13 protein-coding genes are annotated in these 19735 nt (G+C 34.5%); all 13 read right to left on the bottom strand.

The features are described from left to right. Positions 1 to 63: 63 nt before the first annotated feature. Positions 64 to 933 carry a carbohydrate ABC transporter permease gene (locus IGI86_RS16760; RefSeq protein ID WP_087664482.1) on the bottom strand — a complete coding sequence of 290 codons (870 nt, stop codon included), beginning with the start codon at positions 931 to 933 and terminating at the stop codon, positions 64 to 66. Next, positions 920 to 3361, bottom strand: a complete 2442-nt coding sequence (locus IGI86_RS16765; RefSeq protein ID WP_430617593.1) for a hypothetical protein — start codon at positions 3359 to 3361, stop codon at positions 920 to 922. The genes IGI86_RS16760 and IGI86_RS16765 overlap by 14 nt, the downstream gene beginning before the upstream one ends. Before the next feature lie 76 nt (positions 3362 to 3437). Then, on the bottom strand, positions 3438 to 4691 hold the full coding sequence (locus IGI86_RS16770) for an ABC transporter substrate-binding protein (RefSeq protein WP_429968195.1): 1254 nt from the start codon (positions 4689 to 4691) through the stop codon (positions 3438 to 3440). A 20-nt stretch (positions 4692 to 4711) separates the two neighbouring features. Next, complete coding sequence (locus IGI86_RS16775; protein WP_430617595.1) at positions 4712 to 5566, bottom strand: GRP family sugar transporter; 855 nt, start codon at positions 5564 to 5566, stop codon at positions 4712 to 4714. Beyond that, positions 5563 to 6666: a glycoside hydrolase family 88/105 protein gene (locus IGI86_RS16780; RefSeq protein WP_430617597.1), complete on the bottom strand. Its 1104-nt coding sequence runs from the start codon at positions 6664 to 6666 to the stop codon at positions 5563 to 5565. The genes IGI86_RS16775 and IGI86_RS16780 overlap by 4 nt, the downstream gene beginning before the upstream one ends. 2 nt (positions 6667 to 6668) lie before the next feature. Next, positions 6669 to 7538, bottom strand: a complete 870-nt coding sequence (locus IGI86_RS16785) for an AraC family transcriptional regulator (RefSeq protein ID WP_195266377.1) — start codon at positions 7536 to 7538, stop codon at positions 6669 to 6671. Positions 7539 to 8257: 719 nt separating this feature from the next. Then, positions 8258 to 10408 (bottom strand): hypothetical protein, encoded by a 2151-nt coding sequence (locus IGI86_RS16790; RefSeq protein ID WP_430617598.1) that lies wholly within the window; start codon positions 10406 to 10408, stop codon positions 8258 to 8260. Further along, positions 10401 to 13901: a hypothetical protein gene (locus IGI86_RS16795; RefSeq protein WP_430617599.1), complete on the bottom strand. Its 3501-nt coding sequence runs from the start codon at positions 13899 to 13901 to the stop codon at positions 10401 to 10403. Before IGI86_RS16795 ends, IGI86_RS16790 begins: the two co-directional genes overlap by 8 nt. Positions 13902 to 14208: 307 nt before the next feature. Continuing rightward, the gene (locus IGI86_RS16800; protein ID WP_430617600.1) at positions 14209 to 15138 is read right to left on the bottom strand and encodes a ThiF family adenylyltransferase; all 930 of its coding nucleotides are present in this window, start codon (positions 15136 to 15138) and stop codon (positions 14209 to 14211) included. Continuing rightward, positions 15135 to 16709 (bottom strand): ATP-binding cassette domain-containing protein, encoded by a 1575-nt coding sequence (locus IGI86_RS16805; protein ID WP_430617601.1) that lies wholly within the window; start codon positions 16707 to 16709, stop codon positions 15135 to 15137. Before IGI86_RS16805 ends, IGI86_RS16800 begins: the two co-directional genes overlap by 4 nt. After that, complete coding sequence (locus IGI86_RS16810; RefSeq protein WP_430617602.1) at positions 16702 to 17640, bottom strand: radical SAM protein; 939 nt, start codon at positions 17638 to 17640, stop codon at positions 16702 to 16704. The genes IGI86_RS16805 and IGI86_RS16810 overlap by 8 nt, the downstream gene beginning before the upstream one ends. Beyond that, positions 17633 to 18451 (bottom strand): hypothetical protein, encoded by an 819-nt coding sequence (locus tag IGI86_RS16815; RefSeq protein ID WP_430617603.1) that lies wholly within the window; start codon positions 18449 to 18451, stop codon positions 17633 to 17635. The genes IGI86_RS16810 and IGI86_RS16815 overlap by 8 nt, the downstream gene beginning before the upstream one ends. Beyond that, a complete protein-coding gene (locus IGI86_RS16820; RefSeq protein WP_430617604.1) occupies positions 18435 to 19721 on the bottom strand; it encodes a radical SAM/SPASM domain-containing protein in 1287 nt (428 codons plus the stop codon). The genes IGI86_RS16815 and IGI86_RS16820 overlap by 17 nt, the downstream gene beginning before the upstream one ends. Positions 19722 to 19735 lie beyond the last annotated feature (14 nt).

A 19735-nucleotide genomic window follows, 5' to 3' on the forward strand; every position in this document is an offset into this window, starting at 1 on the left:
GCCACAAGAATCAGGGCAGTTGTGAGAATGATTGTACTCGTTTTATCGTGAAGCTTTGAAGTGTCATTCATTTTTACCACCTCCAATTTTCATTTGAACGAGTCCGAGAACTAACAAGATTGCAAATAATACCATAGAGGCTGCACTGGCATACCCAACTCTCATCTTGTCAAATCCAGTTGTATAAATGTATTGCACAATGAACATATTTGCTGTGCCTGGTCCACCATTCGTTAAGGATTGAACTAAAGCAAATTCTTTCATGGCCCCAATACTAGCTAATAGGATCACCATAAAACTAGTTGGTTTTAATGAAGGAATCGTAATGTACAAAAACTTTTGAAAGGATGAGGCACCATCAATATCTGCTGCCTCGTAGTATGATTTAGGTATGTTCTTGAGCGCAGACATAAATTGCAACATATTAAATGCGGTCCCGCCCCAAAGCGCTGCTAACAGAATGACAGCAAATGCCGCGCTTGCATTGGAAAACCACGGAACGGATTCTCCGCCTAAATTCCCAATGATGTAGTTTACAAAACCAAAATTTTCTCCAAACAGCCATTTCCAAATAACCCCAGCGACAATTCCTGAAATTGTCCAAGGTAAAAAGAAAACTATTTTCCCTAAGAGTTTTCCTTTTGTGTGCTTGTTATTCAACAAGATGGCAATTCCTAAAGACACAGCATAAATCAGTGGCACCAAGAAAATTGCATAGGTAAAGGTTCGGAATAAGGAACGATAAAAACTCGCATCTTGAAATAAAGCAATATAGTTATCGAAACCAAGAAAGTTAGCAGTCCCAAATCCTTTATAATCCGTTAAAGAGTAATAGAAACCCAGAATTGCTGGTATGAGAAAAAAAGTAATGAACAGGACAATATTGACTCCCGTAAAAACTAAAGGCCATATATTTTTTTTAAGTTTCTTCATGCTCTGCTCCCTCTTTCATTTTTACAACTGGCATTACTTGGTACGACGCAAGATGGTCAATCTCATTCCAAACGAACAAGCCAAATTGAGAATCATCAAACGACTCATCGGTCATTTTCGCTTTTTTGACCGCTGCTATAAAAGACTCAAAAGTTGAAAACTCATTCCTGCTCCCGCACTTTACAAGTACCGTATGATCTATTCCTTCAGAAATGATGTCTCTCCCACGAGTATCCCCGCTTTGCTGCATTTTATACCCTTGCGAGAAGTAAACACCAAGGTAGCTTTGATCTTTTTTGATAAACAGCCAATTAGAATCATCCATATCTATCTGATCTAAATTCCAATAAGGCACATACATGTGGATAAACGGTACATATGCCTTCGATAAATTGTATTTCATACACAGAACATTTTTAAATTGTTTAATACAAGGCATTCTGCCATTTCCGGCCCAATAACTAGGTCGATTTTCGCCACTATGCATAAACTCACCTGGGTTATTAATCCAAAGCTGTGTCCCATCACTGCCTAAGGAAACGTTCATCATATGTTGCTGGTGGCCTTTTTCAAAGCAATGATAGTCGATCCCACTAGCAAGTGAATATTCTCGACATTTATAAAGATACGTCTGCACTTGATTGATCCCCTGAAGATAAGTTACGGTCAATTCCTCATTTGGCTTTAAATCAATCAAAGACAAGCACTCCTTTGGTGGAACATAATCAGATAGGCAAAACAGTGTCGATGCTCGTAAGGCGTAATTAAAATTTCCTCGGTCCCAAGCAATCGCTAATATATTACTGAGTTCTCCTAAACGCATAGCTTTCAAATCGTGCTCATAGGTTCTACCGAATGTGGAGGAAAGCGTTCCTCCATGAGAATTTACAGCCATGATTGTGAAGGTGAAATCCAATGCTTTTTTCGCTGCATCTCTTATCTCTTCATCTGGTGCATTCGTATAAAGGCTGAAAAATCCGATTAAATCGATAGGGAGATACGTAGTAGAATTCCATTCAGAAAACCCATAGTGTTCAAATTGCTCAAACCACTGTAACAAACGGTGTTTTCCTAAATCGTATTGTTGACTTCCCTGTCTCCCACTCGTTACAAACGTCTCCTCCGGAAGCAAGCACCCAGCAAAATATTGGCAGGTATGAAACAACAAGGAATGGTTTTCACTGAAGTACCACATAACATCATTGCCAGGTTCATCGATCCAATACCGAAAATGTATCGCCAAATCTTTTAATTTTGTCCTTAGCTTTTCTGGCAATTGCTCTTTTTTCCCTAGCCAAAAGCCTAACAACGGTGCGAACATAAAATCTGCACAATCTCCCCGCTCTTCGATCATACGAAAAGCAGGCTGGAGTTTTTCCCAGCACTCTTCTGACAAGAAACCCGTTAAGTGAATTTCGGCTAACGCACTGTTCATATCCTGAATAGCCAGTTTTGAAAAAATCGTCAGCGCTGTCGCTTTTCTTTCTTCTAAATTTCCACCTAATTGACGCGCGAGTTTTTCTTCGTTATAAACTGTAAAAACAAATTTCTTGAACAGATATGTTTGATCCGGAAGTAAAACCCCCACAAATAGATGCGTTAGTCCTGAGGTAGGGATGTCTTCTACATCACCTAAGGAAATACGTTGATTATTTAACGGCAGAAACTGACTTTCTCGTCGGAAATCTGTGATATTTCCCCCGACTTCTTCTGTAAAGGTAACTTCTTCATAAGTAACAAAGACTTTTTCAAAATAATCATAGTCTGAACAGATACTTACTTCCCCTTTAGAATAAAAGTCTTTTTCAAAATAAAGACCATTCAAGAAATCCTCTGCCTGTTGAAGAATCGTATCATCATACGATAAAGGTAACACGACTTGAAAGTGATGATTCGACAAAATTTTTAATTCAACAAAAAAGTTTACGTCCCGCTCGGCTAGATCATCCATGTACACGATCAGCTCGTTATCCCCCTGTTCAAGAGGAAGATTTACCGTGGTTTTCGTGCCGTGGTTTCGCGTATAGGGATGAAAATCGGTGAGCAATTTTCCGTTTATCCAAAGAATAGCTCTTCCACAAGTAACCAACGCGCATTCCACCGTTTGGTTCTCTTGGCAACGTAGTTGTGCTCGCAAGTATGTACTTACTTTCTGCGGTGTTGCTTGAAAAGTAGAAAAATCTACCCTCGGGTTTTCAAAGCCATCATACACTTCTGAAAACACTTGCTTTCTAGGGTAAGGCACCTCCGAAAGTTCTCTCAAAAAGTTTGTTCGAATGGGGTATTCGACTTCTTGATATCCTTCCGTCATATTTACAGGAGCATCAATACAACTAGCTTTGCTTGCAACTTTTTGCTTTTGGAGCGTGCTACGTTGCCAGCGATTGATAGAAGTGCCTTGCTTTACTGAATAAATATAATTGCTCATTCTTCTCCCACTTTCAAAATAGAATGGATGTGAACCGGATGAATATCAGTCCAGTTCACATCATTTCTCGCTTTACTTACTTCATCGTGTACCCATCATTGTAGTCTTTTTCGATATTTTCAATCATTTGATCAAACGTGATTTCGTCATTCAACGCTTGAACCATTGAGTCCTTGTATGCACCAGTTAGTCCAACGTATCCAGCCATTGTCATCGCTACTTGATCTGCAGTTTGTTTAGAAGAAATGGGTTGGGCTGCAGCTTCAATTTCTTGATTGTAGATATCATAAGCCGCTTGTGCATCCCCGTAGTCCACATTTATTCCTTCTTCTGCTGGAAGATAACCAGCTAATTCACATAACTCAGTATAATTTTCTGGTGTGTACAACCACTCCATAAATTTCTGTCCGCCCTCACTGTTCTTACTGTTCTCAAAGCCAACCATAAAATTACCACCCATATTGGTAGCGCGAGTTGTTTCGTACGGCATGTAGATGGCTTGCCAATTGAAATCTTTAATATTCGTAGTAAAATCCTTAATTTGCCAGCTGCCCGACATGTATGCAGGAATCATTCCACTCTTAAACATAGAAGAAGCATCTTCCCCAGAAGTCCAGACCGTTTTTGGAATTGTTCCGTCATTATTTAGATCAATGAACTTTTGTAGCGCGTCTTTTGTCGCGTCATCCGTTTCGTACGTTCCAGTTGCTTCATTTAAAACAAAATCCTGTCCACCAAATTGGTACGTAAACGCTCTCAAACGATGGTCAGAAGGATCCATTACAAACCCATATTTCGCATCTGTTTTTTCTTGAATTGTGTCCACTGCTTCTAAAAATTCATCCCATGTCCAAATGTCTCCTTCATCCTGGGGATAAGAAACACCTGCTTGATCAAATAGATCTGTATTAATAAACATCCCTACCGCAGTGATATCTGTTGGTAGCGCTCGAACCTTGCCGTCGTCATCTTTGATTGTCATCGACTCTAGCGTTTTCCCTTTATTAGCAATATCTGTCAAATCAACTAAGTAGTCTCCCCAATCTGGTAAGATTCCTGAAACGCGGGCAACATCGGGCGCATCATCTGATTGTACAGCTTTTGTAATTTTCGTTTCCATATCTGCATAAGGTACATCTGTCACTTCCACTTTGACGCCAGTCTCTTCTTCATAGCGTTTTGCCATCTCACTATAAGCACCGCCTTCTGATGCATCTCCCGATACAAACAATCTTACCGTTTCGGAAGAAGCAGAATCAGAATTGCCACATGCCGTCAGGCCCATTAATAACCCTACACATAAGCCTGCCTTTAAAATCTTGTTTTTCATTAGTATTTCCTCCTAGTCGTCTATTTAAATTGACTTAAACCCAAAATTGCTGAAAAAAACATGACCATTCCGATGATCGTATGCATCACTTCTACCTTGGACTTTTTTTCCTTTAATAATAAAATCCCCCCAATAATAGATACAAAAATGCACAACTGAGAAATCGTATAACTTAATCCTACGCCTAACTGTGTCACGATATAAAATAAGGAAATATTTGCTATTGTCCAAAATATACCTGTCAGCACATTACGAGAAATTCTCGATAGTTCTTGCTTCCCTGGATCAAATTTCGCAATCACACAAGAGGAGAGAAACATTGCAAATGCTTGGGGTAGAAAGATTTGTAGCCCTTCTACATGAAAAAGTGATGTCGTTATCATATAGCCCATCAGACAAAGTGATGAGGTACAAATCATGATCATGGTTTGTAACGACACCGTTTTTTGTTCAGTATCCTTTTTTTGATTCATTGTAATAAGATAGATGGCAGCTAGGATAACCAGCAGCAATAGCAGGGTAACAAGTGACTGCCTCATACTCTGCCATTCACGGAGAAGGATGCCCGCAGCCAATGACGTAAACACCAATTGTGTTCCATTTGATAATGGCATCACGACCGAAACTGACCCAGTCGTAAGGGCTTTGAATTGGAGATATTGGCCACCTGCCCAAAATGATCCAGAGATCAACGCCGCAATTGTCCCAGTCAAAGTGTACTCAACACCCGTTAAAAAACTGAGAATGATAGAAATGCCAAACGCCGTAACAGTTGTTCCCAATAATTGTTCCACGGGTGATCCCCCAGCTTTTTTAGAAATAATAGGCATCAACCCCCATCCCAAAGCTGGCAAACAATAGATGAGATAGTTCATTTGATTTCCTTTTCTTTCAAAGATTTTGCGATACTCAAAGCAAGCAGTGTCATCGCTTGTCCATACACCATTGGCATTTGTACAATTCCTTTATAGTCCTCCGCGTTGCAAGAAATCGGAGTACCTGCAGACACCCCAAGTACCGTACCATCTTCTGCTATTTTGGCAGTTAATGATGAGATTAAATCGTTGATCGTCTCGTCAGAAAGCTGAATGGTAAGGAAGTCATTCTTTATTCCTAAAAGAATGCCGGCAATGATTCCGGCTGAGCCGGACGTTTCCGTATAGGAAGTGGCGTCCGTTAAAATGGTATGCCATAATCCATCCTTGCTACGGAGGTCTAACAACGTTTTGACTTGATTGTTGTAGAGATTCAATAGGTACACTTCTGACGACTTAGCTAAATATCCTTTCATTATTTCCAAAAACAGCGGTATACCAATCGTGATCCAGCTATTTCCTCGACACCAAAAATTGCCTCCATAGTTTGATTGTTCTTCAAAATTCCACCCATGATAAAACAACCCACTCTTACGATTCAAGAGATACTTACAATGTAGCAGCATTTGTTCTATTGCATCCTCACGCCATGCTTGATTATCGTATTTCACCCCCATTTTCCCCATAAAAAGCACGGTCATGAAAAGAGTATCTACCCAAATTTGCTGTCGATTCTCTTTTACTGTGAATTTGTCTATCCCAGACGTAATATGCTGTAGTCCATTTTCATCTGTTCTAGGAAACTCTCTTTCAATCCACTTCATCCATTCTAGAGCCATGTTTTCATACTCCGGATAGTCCACAAGTGTTAGTAAAGGACAAATCGTATTCACATTTTTAGTTGGAAGTCCTTTATTGATCTCTTCAGTTGCCCATTGTTTGATGTACTCATCATTTAGCGGTCCTTCCAAATGTAAACCATAGATTGCGACGCCTTGAGGCCAGTCCCATTGTTCCATGCCAAAGTCTCTAGCAAAAAATCCTTTACGTTCGGATAATTGATTGTTATTGTCTCTAAAATCATCTTGATTTAACGGTAAGCTATCAAAATACTTAAGCCGTTCTCTTACGAGTGAGATTTTATTATTCGCTACTACCATTCCTAACTCCTCTTGGCTCTTAAGTTTTTTAATTGGTATTGTTTTGGTGACTCAGCTTGTATCTCTTTAAACTTTTTAATATAGCTAGATTCATCACGATAACCAATTTTTTCCGAAACTTGTTTCACAGAGTATCCTTGTTCCAATAATTCTCGTGATTTCATAATTCGCATATAGATTAAATATTGATTTGGGGTCATCCCAAGTGCATTTTTAAATGCGCGAATAATCGTTGATTTACTGATAAAAAACCGTTCACTCAATTCGTCCAGAGTCATTTCATTCATGTATTCTTCTTTAAGAAAAGAAACAATCTCAGAAATTGTTTGGTAATGCTCATACGATATTGGTTTATGTAGTTTCTCATTAGAATAAACGATTTTATTCAATAGAATAAGTAACTCAGTTAACTTCAATTTTAGATGCAAAAGTTCAAACGGTTTTTCTCGCTCTTGGTCACATCGAATCATTTCCTCATAAAGGTTAGTGACTTTAAGACTTTGATCTGAAGTCAACTCGAGACAGTCGACTTTTTGTTTCTTAGAAAATATTTCTAAAAGAAAAGGAAAACTGGTTGTGAATTCTTCAATAAAGCTGGGCTTGAACAAAACAAAATAGCGTTCATACAATTTGCTGCGGTCAATAGATACTCGATGGAGTTCTTCTGAACTAAATAGAGCAACTGTACCAGCATCCGCATCAAATTTTCGCTCATCAATCTGATAAGTCGTGCTGTTTGTTAATGTAAAGTGAATTTCAAACCCGTCATGAAAATGCGGCTTATCCATAAAATGAATCCTGTCTATTTTGTGCATTACTACTAAATCATTTTCAATCAGTACCTTATCAACGTTTTCAGTATCTAATCTCATGTTTTCACCTCACTGACAAGATGATTGTAACCGATTTCTCTATGAAATTGTATACGTTTCCATTCAATAAATCGGGCAATATTGTCAGAAAAGATAGAATTTGGCACGATTTTAATTGTTACTAAATAATTAACCGAAAAAAAAGTATGCATTACTTAATCTAGTTGAGTGGCTCGAAACCTCTTGATATCTCTCCAAGCCAAAATTTTTCGATAAGCAGTTTTAAACGGCACATAACGAGAAGAACGTCCGTTGGTTAAGCGTATCTGGCTTAAATGATGATCGCCATTCAAATCAAACTGTCAGAAAGCATTGGCTACTAAATAGAGAAATAGAGGACTCTATCATTTATCGGGCTGATGAATCATAATTGTCGTTGTACCATTTTTGCGCATCGTAAGAAATAAAAAAGCCGCGCGTTTCTACGCGTGGCCAAGATAACATGAACGATAAAAAAACCTTTCAATACACGAACAGTGGCTACCAACCACATATCAGATCGAAAGGAAGTTTTTAATGTCTAACAATGATAAACCTTTAGGGCATGTAAGGTGGAGTTGTAACGTTCCCCTTGTTTTTACGGGTGGCTATTTACTATAGCTATAAAAAAGTATCGTTCTCTAGGTTGAGTAAATTACTACAAAATAAAAATCGGGATCTTACGAGTATAACATTCCACTATTTTAGATTTGAAAAGGTATTTAGGTCTTTTAAACAAATTAGGACTTTTTTTCTGTATTTATTCTTTTCAGGTTATCAGTGTGTTCCCTAATTAGTTTAAATGGAAATGGATAGACTGTCATTGAACCATTCCTCACCATATCAATATCAAATAACTTTACAATCTCTTTAAATTGTAATTTTGGGGTACCGCTTACTAAAAATTCTCTCATTCTTGTTGTTCTCGCTACAGGGCTATTCGATATATTATTAGCAAATCCCGCGAAGTAAAAATTTAGCCCAGATGAATTTGAATCTCGAAATAAGTTGATATTTAAGAGATTTCTATAGACTTCTTGATATTCTACGGTTCGGATAGGTGGCCAAATATAATAACCTAGCTTATTATGAATCTCTTCATTTATTGCTTTGAAAATGGATGGGTTTCCCCTTAAATCATACCCTTCCTTAATTAGTCCAACTTTTTCAATATATCCTAACTTCAATAGATGCTCATAAAATAGCTTGCCCTTTTGGATGTTTGGATGATGCGGGTTTTCCTCTAAGAAGTCATAAACAACTTCCTTTAGTTTAGCAGTGCTAACATCCTTGTCTACAGTCTTAGTATCCAAAAGAATATCATGGATGTATTGATAATCTGCAATCGTTGTCATGTCTGTTTCATAGATCATAGCTAAAGAATGCTCATTTTTCATAACAAAACCTGCAACCTTGCTGTAATTTTCATACTTATCATAAGGTTTTTTTCGTTTGCATCGTAGATTTTCTAGCTTGACCAGCAGTGGAGAAACCCTGTTTTTCACGTTGTCTGAGGAGTAATAAATATATTCCAGCACTCCTCCCTTCGCTATCTTCAGTACACATAGTCCATACTCACTGTCTTGCTCTCGAACATAACAGCCAAAAGTCCAGATATCATCTGTGTTGAAAAAGTCTAACAATGTTAATTCGTTTAACTGCTTTTGATCATTTACTTCCTTTAATATAAGTTCGTGGAATAATTTAAATAACAGAGTTTCTTTTTGCTTCTCATTTGTACTCAAAAAATCAAAGTCCTCGATTGTAATGTGTTGGATAATTTTTCCAGGTTGCATCACTAAGTAAGGATCTTCTACATTTGATTCCTCTTGGAATTGGTAATACTCCAGATTATGAAGCAAAGCTATGTTATAGCCTTCTCGGACATCATCAGAATACTGGAAATGAATCTCTTCACATCCTTTCATTGTAGTTAATAATTCTAACGTTTTACTCAAAATATCTTTTGATTCAGAAGTTTTTACTAAATCAATCAGATAAATTGTTTTTCCTGAAAAATAATCTGTATATAATTTTTTGTTTTTATTACTCGCACGTTTTGCTGAACTATACGCAACATCATCCATTGTTGAAATGGTTACTGTCATATAATCAGACATATGAGTTTTCATTTCTTCCATGAATGAGTATAAAATCCCCGTTTTTGATTTAAGAAAATCTGTATGCGATTTTAAATCTAAATGGTTCACAGATGCTCTCATACTAGGAACTGCACGATTTGAAAAAACTTTCTCATTCATATCTATAGAAGCATTCTTTATTTGCTTCAATATGCCTTTCTTGTCTTCCCAAATATAAAATTTAGTAGTTTTTTCTCGATTAAACTCAGTTAATTTTGCAAAATTTCTCGCTCGTAATTTGAAGCGGTTATTTTCAAATAACGGTTCGATCATTACACCCATTATTGAATTTTTACGATGCCAACTGCCCTCTTTTTTGGGAAGAAAAAAACAAGTATGTCCATCAATCTGGCCCCAACCGTTTCTGTCACTTAACCTTGGAAGTATTCCAAGAATTAAGCATTTTAAGGGAAAAAAATTTTTTTCAGCGTCAGGATATCTCCCTTGATAGAAAACGTTATAACTTTTTGTTAGTAAAATATCAATTGGTATTTTCCCGAAAAAAACTGAAATTTCATCTAAAAAATCTGGGTTCTGATCGCTTTTCTTCAGTAGAAAGAATGCTTGACCTGATATTATTTTAAGATTGAGTACTTGCGACCAGTACAATGGAATTTTTGTGCAAACAGAGTTGAATTCTTTATGTCCTTCTTTATTGATAATCGTATAGAAATAAAAATTTTGGTCCAATCGTTCAAAATGAAACTGTATATTCCATTGATTATGATATAACTGCGCTTCTTTATTCACTTAGTTCCCCCCATATCATTCGTGCCTGTTTTTTTAATATACTTTGACCGTTTAGATCAATTAAACCAGCAATTTCAATAATTTTTTTGTCATTTGTCATATCAAAATGAAAATTTCCGCTAGTATCAATTAAATTAATTATCCACGCATGTTTCCCACCTATATCGCAAAATTTACTACGTACCTTTTCTCTTGACTCTTCCAGCGAAACTTCAAACGTTAAATTCCAATTTTTAAAGTCATAATAATTTCCTGAATCATCACGATAATCAAATAACTCAAAAGCTGCATCCGTTCTTATTTCGTGCAATGTCGTTTCCAATTCGGTTTCAACAATAAACTTCCCAGCTATCTCCCCGTAAGCTCCCTTAAGTATGGCTTGAAAGAAAATAGGATTTACCATAAATGGTGCTTCGGAAAATGTTTTAGAATAACCTTCTTCTTTAAACAACTCCTTCATTCTTGGATACTTCAAAAGTATAGGTAAATTAGCATTTTCTTTTGATACTCGAAAAATCGACTGTTCTTTCTTTCCTCCAAGCTTTTCCACTTCTAACTTTGTCTTTCCTAAGTAATAATTCCCATAATCATCTTTTGCATAATAGTAAGAGTCTGCCATTCCTCCAGGGCTCTCAATATAGGCACTTGCTAACTCGTCATTAGGTAAGTAGTCCAAGGTTGGGTTAGTCAAGAGTCTTCTTCGTATTAATCGCCACTCTTCTCGTGCTTGCTCACTGTGGTGGATACTTTTAAGAAGCTTATTTAGATAGTTAGCTGCATTTTTCATAACTAAATTGTTTCTTCTATTTCTTTGTACTTCGGCATCCACAACTGGTTCTAACCATTTTTCTTTTTTATGTGCTAGAACTGCTGCCATCTCAGGAGTTATGAGCTTGGTATTTAGACCTGATTCAGTAATGTTTCCGAGTAATTTCGGAGAGATCAAAAATAAGATACGATTGGATTTATTGGTTGTTCGTGTGATTCGACCAACAGCTTGAATAACTAGTTTGGTAGCTTTCAAACGGACACTTATTGTTTTAGAAAGTTCTCTAGTATTGAGCTTGCGCGATTGTCTTGTCGCATAAACTTTTAAAATACTATCAATAAGTTCATTTTTATAGCCTAGATCGATCTCACCTCCTGTATACAAATACTCAATTTCCAAAAGCAAATAAAGAACCTGCTTATTCAACATTTCCCATGGGACATCTACATTCAGATAGGAAAGTAGGTAAGTGATATTTCCTAAGTAAACACCATCAATATCTTTCATTATTGTTTGCAAATCATCTTTAGTAAGTGATGTTTCCATCCTAACAATAGCTTCGGGCTCACAAGCTTTGTATTGGAGATTTTGACCAGCTCCAGTAGTCGCATATGATGTCAATATATACAATTTTTCCCCGCCTGAAAGTCTAGTTAACATTTCTTCTTTTTTCTTCTCAAAGTGATCGCCCTTCAAAATAAAAATGCCTACGGTTATTTCATAATAAGCTACAAGTGCGTTGAAAATTTTTAATAAGATAGTTTCATCAAATTCAGGATGATTTCGTTTTGGTAATGCTGTTTGTAATGCTAGTATTGACTGGTATTGGGAAGAATTAATAAAAATACAAAACGATTCAACGACCTCCATGTATCGATCAGCAAAGTAAGAAGTCTCTTTCTCCTTGATTTGGCTTACTGCATTTTCGATATCTGTTGATATCTCAACGGCAAGTTTTTCTAATAATGTTTCGTCATCGACTTCCTTAAATTCAGAAATTATATTTTTTATTTTTCTTTTTGAAAATGGTTCATCAAAATATTTATCGAAACTATATGTATCAAATAAGATTCTGTTTTTTTCGTACAATGAATACTGCTGACTATATTCTTGCATCGTTTCTTGTGATATCAAATTTTTCTGTTGCGTTGCAATATGAAAATCTGTACCTAACTGTTTCTGTATTCTTCTTAGATCGTAGTTACCAAGTATAGTAGGAACCATTGCTGTTGCCGAAAGGCCAATCACTCGTGCGCGACTTGCCAATGAAACAATTGCTGATTCTGGAATATCATCAATACTTAAAATTTGGATCATCGTTTCAAAATATCTGCTATCTGAATCAACATATTCATACCAACGCATAGTTATTTTTGTTTCGTCAAAATAATAACTGTTATGATTCAGTTGGTTCGCTACTTTTCGATTCAACAAGCGCTTTATTTCATCCTCCGGAAAGTGGAATAGTCGATACAAAGACTCGATAGATTGATTTCTGGTCATGCGACTATCGTTTATGTTGCGATTCGCATTAGTATTGGTTCTTAAAATCTGTGCCCATTGTGTAACAGCGTAATGAAATTTTTCAACAAAGTTGTACAATATCTTTATTGTATTTAAAGGTTTCATCTGCACCCCGCTTTTTACCGACTCACTGTATTCTACTTTTGAAACAAAAGATAATTCCACTTGCTCTTTCTGTTCGTTAATAATGCCAGAAGTCAAATTATTTTCCGCATCATAAGAATAATGATTATCGCCATCAAAGAAAACGACTTTGACCGAATTGGTACCAGTATCTATGGTTTTATATGAAAGATCTAAGCGATTATCCTCATAAATTCCTTCTACTTCTTCAATTAACCCAGGAAATCCATCGCCTTTACCAACGAGAAAACCTCTATTCAATTCTTTATCATACTTTTTTATAATTTTTACGTTCCTAGGATTTGTTAAAGTTGAATGTATTCTTCTGAAGGAATCAAGCAAGTTGCTTTTAGACTTCATAGCAGATTCTACAATCTCATTTAGTAAAACTTGCTTCGTTTCATCAAACTCATCGATAACGATTGTGGCATCTTCTGTAAAATCAGAATTCATAAAAATAAAGCTCGCATCAACAATTGGATCAACAACTTGAATAAACTTTTTAACAGTCATAAAGAAAATACTATAGTTCCAAATATCGGCAGTTGGATATAAAGTTCTTAACCACGCCCACTCATCACTCCTGCTTACAATTTTTTGGCGTTCTTCCAATTTTGAGGGAAGATCGTGCAGTACTAATTTCTTTAGTTCTCTTCTAAATTCGGGTTCCAAATCTTCTCTAATAAAAGTATGCAACTGTCGTTTTCTTTCGCCTGATTCATTCTTATACTCATTAATCGCATTTACTATTTTATGATAGATGTCTGTTTTATACTTATCAGGATATGCCAACATCTCATTTAAATTCTCTAACACAAAATCAACGTTCGATTTTACATGAAGCACTTCTTTCTTAAAACAGCACTCTCGACCATCAGATTTGTATAACGCTTTCATTTCTTCGGATGATAAATTTTTAATATTATTTGTTATGAAAATTTGCTTTTTATTTCCTGCTTTACTGTTACGATAAAGCAAATTTCTTGCCGCGTAGCTCTTTCCCTTTCCCGTAGGTGGATCGTATAAGAACAGTCCTCTACTATATTCCATTACCCCTTTTAGATCTCTATATTTCATATGACTCCCCCTATTCAATAATTATTCTAAAATTTTCAGCAAGATGTGCTTCTTGAAATTTGTATATTTAACTCTCCCCACAATGCTTCTTATTAAGCTTATTTCTACTATTTTACCAAACGTGATTTTTTATTCAATAAAAATAAGAAACTTATTGTTTTTAACAATATTTTTGAAAAAATAAACTTTTTGGTCTGTGTAAGTATCTTAGTCTGTTATATCGACACACTCTCATAAAAATATGCAAATCCATTCCTTAATTTGAAAAAAAAATAAATAGTCTCCTAACATTCATTTTTTAGCCTTCTTAAGTACCACCTACAAATAAATTTTTCTTATAAAAATCAATGACAAAATTATTTTGATAGGAAAACGTATCTTCCCCAATAAAATAATGAATAATATCATAAGCAATAAAAGCAGCCGTAATCAAATTAGTTGGACAAAAAGATGCTTTCGGTATTTCAGATCTTATTTGACTTCTTTGTACGCTATATTTCGGCTTACGCATAGCATTAAAATGAATAACCCCAAAATTGATTCCTACTCCACCTTCTATACATGGAATATGTTGCTCTGAACAATATTCAGTTATTTTTTGAGGTAGCCCATTAGGTTGATCAATAGCTACGACAACTATATCTGGGTGTTGAATGTCTACACATTTCTTGAAATCATGAATGGTGTTGATCTTTTTATCAATTTTTAAAATTTCTGAATCACAATAATATTCTTTGACCAATTCTTCGCACTTATCCGTTTTCTTTTTGCCAATATCACTTGGATAGTAAACCATTTGTCTATTCAAATTAGTTAATTCAACATGATCATAATCAACTAAAGTGTAGTTTTTTATACCCGAACATAATAACTGATGCAACACCATTGATCCAATTCCGCCTAATCCTATGATTGCAATGTGAAGAGTGCTCAAATACTCTTGCACTGCTTTAGGATTAACAGTAAAATCACTTAAATAGTAAAGTTGTCTATTTGTTATGGTTTCCTCATCCTCAAAAAGATAAGTTAACATCCTCATCTCGTTTAATTTATCTATCAACAAACAATAGTCTGGATCCATTCTTTCCAGAACTACGGTGTCTACTCCTTCTATAAGAGATTCAACCATTTGTTCTATTCCTTCAAAATGCGCAATTTTCAAAGTTTCTCTATTAATAAAATAAAAAAAGTTTTTGTCTCTCTCGACTGTGATATGGTTTTTCAATCCAATTTTCATATACTTTCTCCAATAATCACTACATCACTAAATTTATCTAATACTAACTGGTCAAAATGATGCAAGGTTAGTAAAACTATTTTATCGTCAATCTTAAGCAAATAGTCCAGCACAACTTCCTCCATTACTTTGTCCAAAGCAGAAAAAGGCTCATCCATAACTAAAAATGACGCGTCTTTATACAAAGCTCTGGCAATTGATACCATTTGCTTTTGACCACCACTAAGGGCGCTAACCTCTTTCGAGAAAAATTCATCCTGCTCATTAATAAACAATTTTTTTATCTTACGTAGTTTCTCTTCATTCACATCGCTAGAAAAGCCTGTAATGTTGTCGATTACACTACCGTTGTATAGTTTTATGTTTTGTGTCACGGCACTGATTTGAGAAAAATAGCCTTCTTTTTTCAAATGTTGGATGTTTTTACCATTAATCAAAATTTCTCCACGATATTTATTATTAGCCAGCATCAAAGCAGCATATATCGTTGACTTTCCGCTACCATTTTTCCCTATCATTGCATAAGAATTTCCTTTCTCCAAAATAAAACTATTTGGACCAACTTCTCGTTTGTTTTCCATAAGAAAAGTTACATTTTTCATTTCTACTTTATCTATAACAGAATGGAAATCCTCCCGCTTTTGTGAATCTTCTGATTGCAAAAACTCCATCATTTCTTGTCGAATTTCCTTTGAAGAGTAAATATCTGCTAGCGTATTGGAAAACCAGAAAATAGGTGTTGTAATTGTACCAGCAGCTTGTGTGATAGCAATCAATTCCGCAAAAGATAAGCTCTTTTGTGTAATGAGAATAGCACCAATGACATACATACCAATTTGTAATAGCCAAGCAAACGAATCATTTGAGACAGTTACGATTGACTTTTCTTTTTTTAATACAAACATTTTTTTTGCACTCTGTTCACTCGAAGAAGCAAACCGTTTTTCCAAAAAATTATCTAGAAAAAATACTTTTCTAATTATGGAGTGATCAAAAATGTCTAGCAAAACGTCTGAGTTATTTCCCAAACTATCATTGTATTTCTTTTGAGAAGGGGATATCTTGTTTGACATTTTTTTCGAGACGAGTAACGAACAAACAGCAATAAGAATCAGATAGCACAGAATAATTTTGTTTAAAGAGAAAATAAGAATCGCACCAAAGCTAAATGACAAACCAAAATATATTAAACTAATCAATGAAGGAATATAATTATCCACGATTAAAGGGATGTCATTACTAAATACCTTGATTAGTTTTGAAACCTTTAATTCTTCTGTCACATGTTTAGCAGCTTTGCTGTAAAACAATTGATTTAACTCGTTTTGTGAACGAGAATAAAATTTAATTGAAAAATATTGTGAAAACCAATTAACTAGACACAAAAGAATCAATACACTCAGATTTATTGTTGTCAATCTAACCAGATCTAAAGCGTACTTACCTTCTGCGACAGACATATTGTATTGAATTAATTTTGATAAAATAGGACTATACGCTGAGTAACATACTAAAAAGAATATCGATAAGAAACCCAAATATTTATTTTTTTTCAATAAAAGTCTAAACATTATTTACCCCCAATATGTATCTTTTATACTGATCTTTCAACATTTGGTGCTGATCTATTACTCCATTTGGATTATCAATATTATTCATCTCATTATTCATCAATAGAAAACGATAGAAAGTAGATTCTTTTATTTTACTATCTAGCAATCCAAGCGAATAAATATCATTTTCTTCACTAGGTAAAGGAAAATGTGAATAGATATCATTGTTTCCAATCCATAAAGTTCTAAATAAATTAGTAACTATCGGATTCAAATAGTGCTTCAGTTTTTCTCTTGTACATAGGGATGTATAAATGGGAATTTTAAAAAAATATTTTTGATATACTCTTTTTATTTCTTCAAATATCTTCTCATGTACTTCTATACCTTGTTCGATATGAGCTGCCTTACCATCTGGAATAACAGGATTAATTGTGATTGACTGTGCTCCTAAACTGATTGAAAGCAGATAAACAGCTTCTATTTCTGAAATATTTTTTTCAGAAACAGTCATTGTCGTAGAAAATGGGATTTTTTTAGGGAGATGTTCAAGAAATTTAACAGTCCTTTCATAAGCACCTTTCTTTCCACGCAAAAAATCGTGTGTTTCACTTTCTCCATCAATACTCACGACAAAATGACTTATATATTCGTTTTGATATATTTCTTTATCTAATGTAGTTGTGCCATTTGTTAATACTTGAACCGGCAAAGAAAAATTGGTTGTTACTTTCAAGAATTTATAAAAATCTGGATGGATTGTAGGTTCTCCCCCTGTAAGAATTACTTTCTTCAAACCATAGCCTTTTAATTCATTAATTTTGTTTTCAAAGTAACTAAGATCCATTTTATCTTTATTCGAATATTGAGCAGATGCAAAGCAGAAATTACAACGAAGATTACACCTGTTGGTAATTGGAAAAATAGCAGTTTCTACTATGTTAGGCATACTCAGCCCTCCAATATTTGATAAAATATTCTTTCCAAGGAAAAAACTCATACGGATAGTTCAGTATTTCCTCTGTAAAGATTTTTCCATTTATATTCAAATAATTTTCTTGACTATCATGCAGTAAATCCTTTAAATTGTCATACTTCAAATTACCAATATTACAGTCCGAGAAAATATAAATTCCATAATCAAATTTAAGGTATATATTTTTAGGTAATCCAGTTTTCTTCATATGGCATTCCTTCGCACTACAGGCACCTATATGACAAGGGTGTTGTCTAAGGGAATTCACATGTATATGATTATTAGATAATCGTATATTCTCGTATGGCATTTTAAATATCCATTCAAGAAAATTGGCATACTTATCAATGGCTATTTCATTTTTATAAAAAAAAGGATCAAAGATAATGACGTGTTGATTACAAATTATAAATTTCTCGATTTTATCTTTATCGTAATCCCGAGATAAATTTAATGGAAGGTTTATGAAAGATAAATCTTTATTATCTCGAAAACATAAATTTGGTTGGATCATTTCATAATCGAGCGTTAAGCTATAACTTTGGTTTCTACTCAAAATTGGCATATTTTGAAGATTTTTCAGGTTACATTCAATATTAATATTGTTTGAGGTAAATATATTTTTTAACTCAGCAAAGTTTAGGTTCACATTCCGAGAGTTTTTTATATTAATACTGGCAAAATTAAACTCAACCAAATTGCAAAGTTTTTCTTTGTCCTCATCTCTTTCAAGAAGTTCAGCTTCAATAGTTAAAATAGCATATTCTTCATCGGTAAATCTCATTTTTCCACTCCATCATCTCAGACTTTTCATTTTGATAAATACTACACATGATAGGATCAACTTCTTGAACATCCCCTAAAAAATGGTATGCTCGAGAACGACAACCTCCTAAGCATTGCTTTGAGTAAACACATTCTTGTTCAAATTTACAAGAGACATTTATATGTTTGTTTTTAAAGTTATGCATAATCGTTTCAAAAGAATCTTCTTTTAAATTCCCAAACCAAAATTGTTCATTGTGAGTTTTTCGCATAGATGGACAAATAGTTACATTGCCATGACTATCCACAAACAAAAAACTTTTACCAACACCACAATCGTTGGCATATATGCAAGCTATGTTACACTCTATTTTTTTACTTAAATCTAACTTATGGTCATTCAGAACAGCATCTACTGCAATTTGTTTATACTTAAATGAATTTTCCCACAATTCCGTTAAATTGTTTCTATTTCGCCCTCTTCCTGTAGGTATAATCACATCTGCTATATAGGGAACTTTTAAATCTAATTTTAAAAAGTTGATAATACTCTCGAGTTCATTATCATCTTTGTTATCAATCATCATATTTACTCTTACTTCGATTGACTCATTTTTTAATTTTTTTATGTTTTTTATAGTAGTATTTAAAGCGCCCGTTTTCCCTCTAAAAGCATCGTGTTTTTGGGGATCAATGAAATCGATACTAGTTACAATTTTTATACTGTACTTACTTAAAAGAGCCACTATCCTTTTGGGTAAGAACGTCAGATTAGTAAAGATAGTAATTTTGAATCCGTTTCTTCCTATATAGTCAATAATTTCCTCTATATCTTTCCTAATCAAGGGCTCACCACCTGTAATTTGAAAAATATAGCACCCTTGTCCTTTAGCGTTGTCAATTAAACCTTTTATATCACTATAAGATAAAGCATCCTCCATCAATACTGAAGATTCATTATAACAATGATTACATCTTAAGTTACATTTTTGACTAACTTCCAAAAAAATACGGTTCACACTATAATTTTCTTGGATAAAGACTATATCCATTTTTGTTGTACAATATGAAACTAGAACTTCCTTTTGAATTAATTCATCTAGTACGTCTATTTTACGAAGATACTCTATAATTTCCTCTGTCATAATATGTTCATAACTTAACTCTATAAGTAAATTAAACATATCTTCATTCATTTTCTCTTTTTCTTCACTTATTTTATTGAACAAGAAAAAATTTTTATTGCCATATTCCTTTACCAATAAAAAGTTTGTATTAAACCAAAACATTGAACTCCTCCTCA

It is taken from the genome of Enterococcus sp. AZ188, assembly GCF_050544075.1.
Lineage (GTDB): Bacteria > Bacillota > Bacilli > Lactobacillales > Enterococcaceae > Enterococcus_D > Enterococcus_D entomosocium.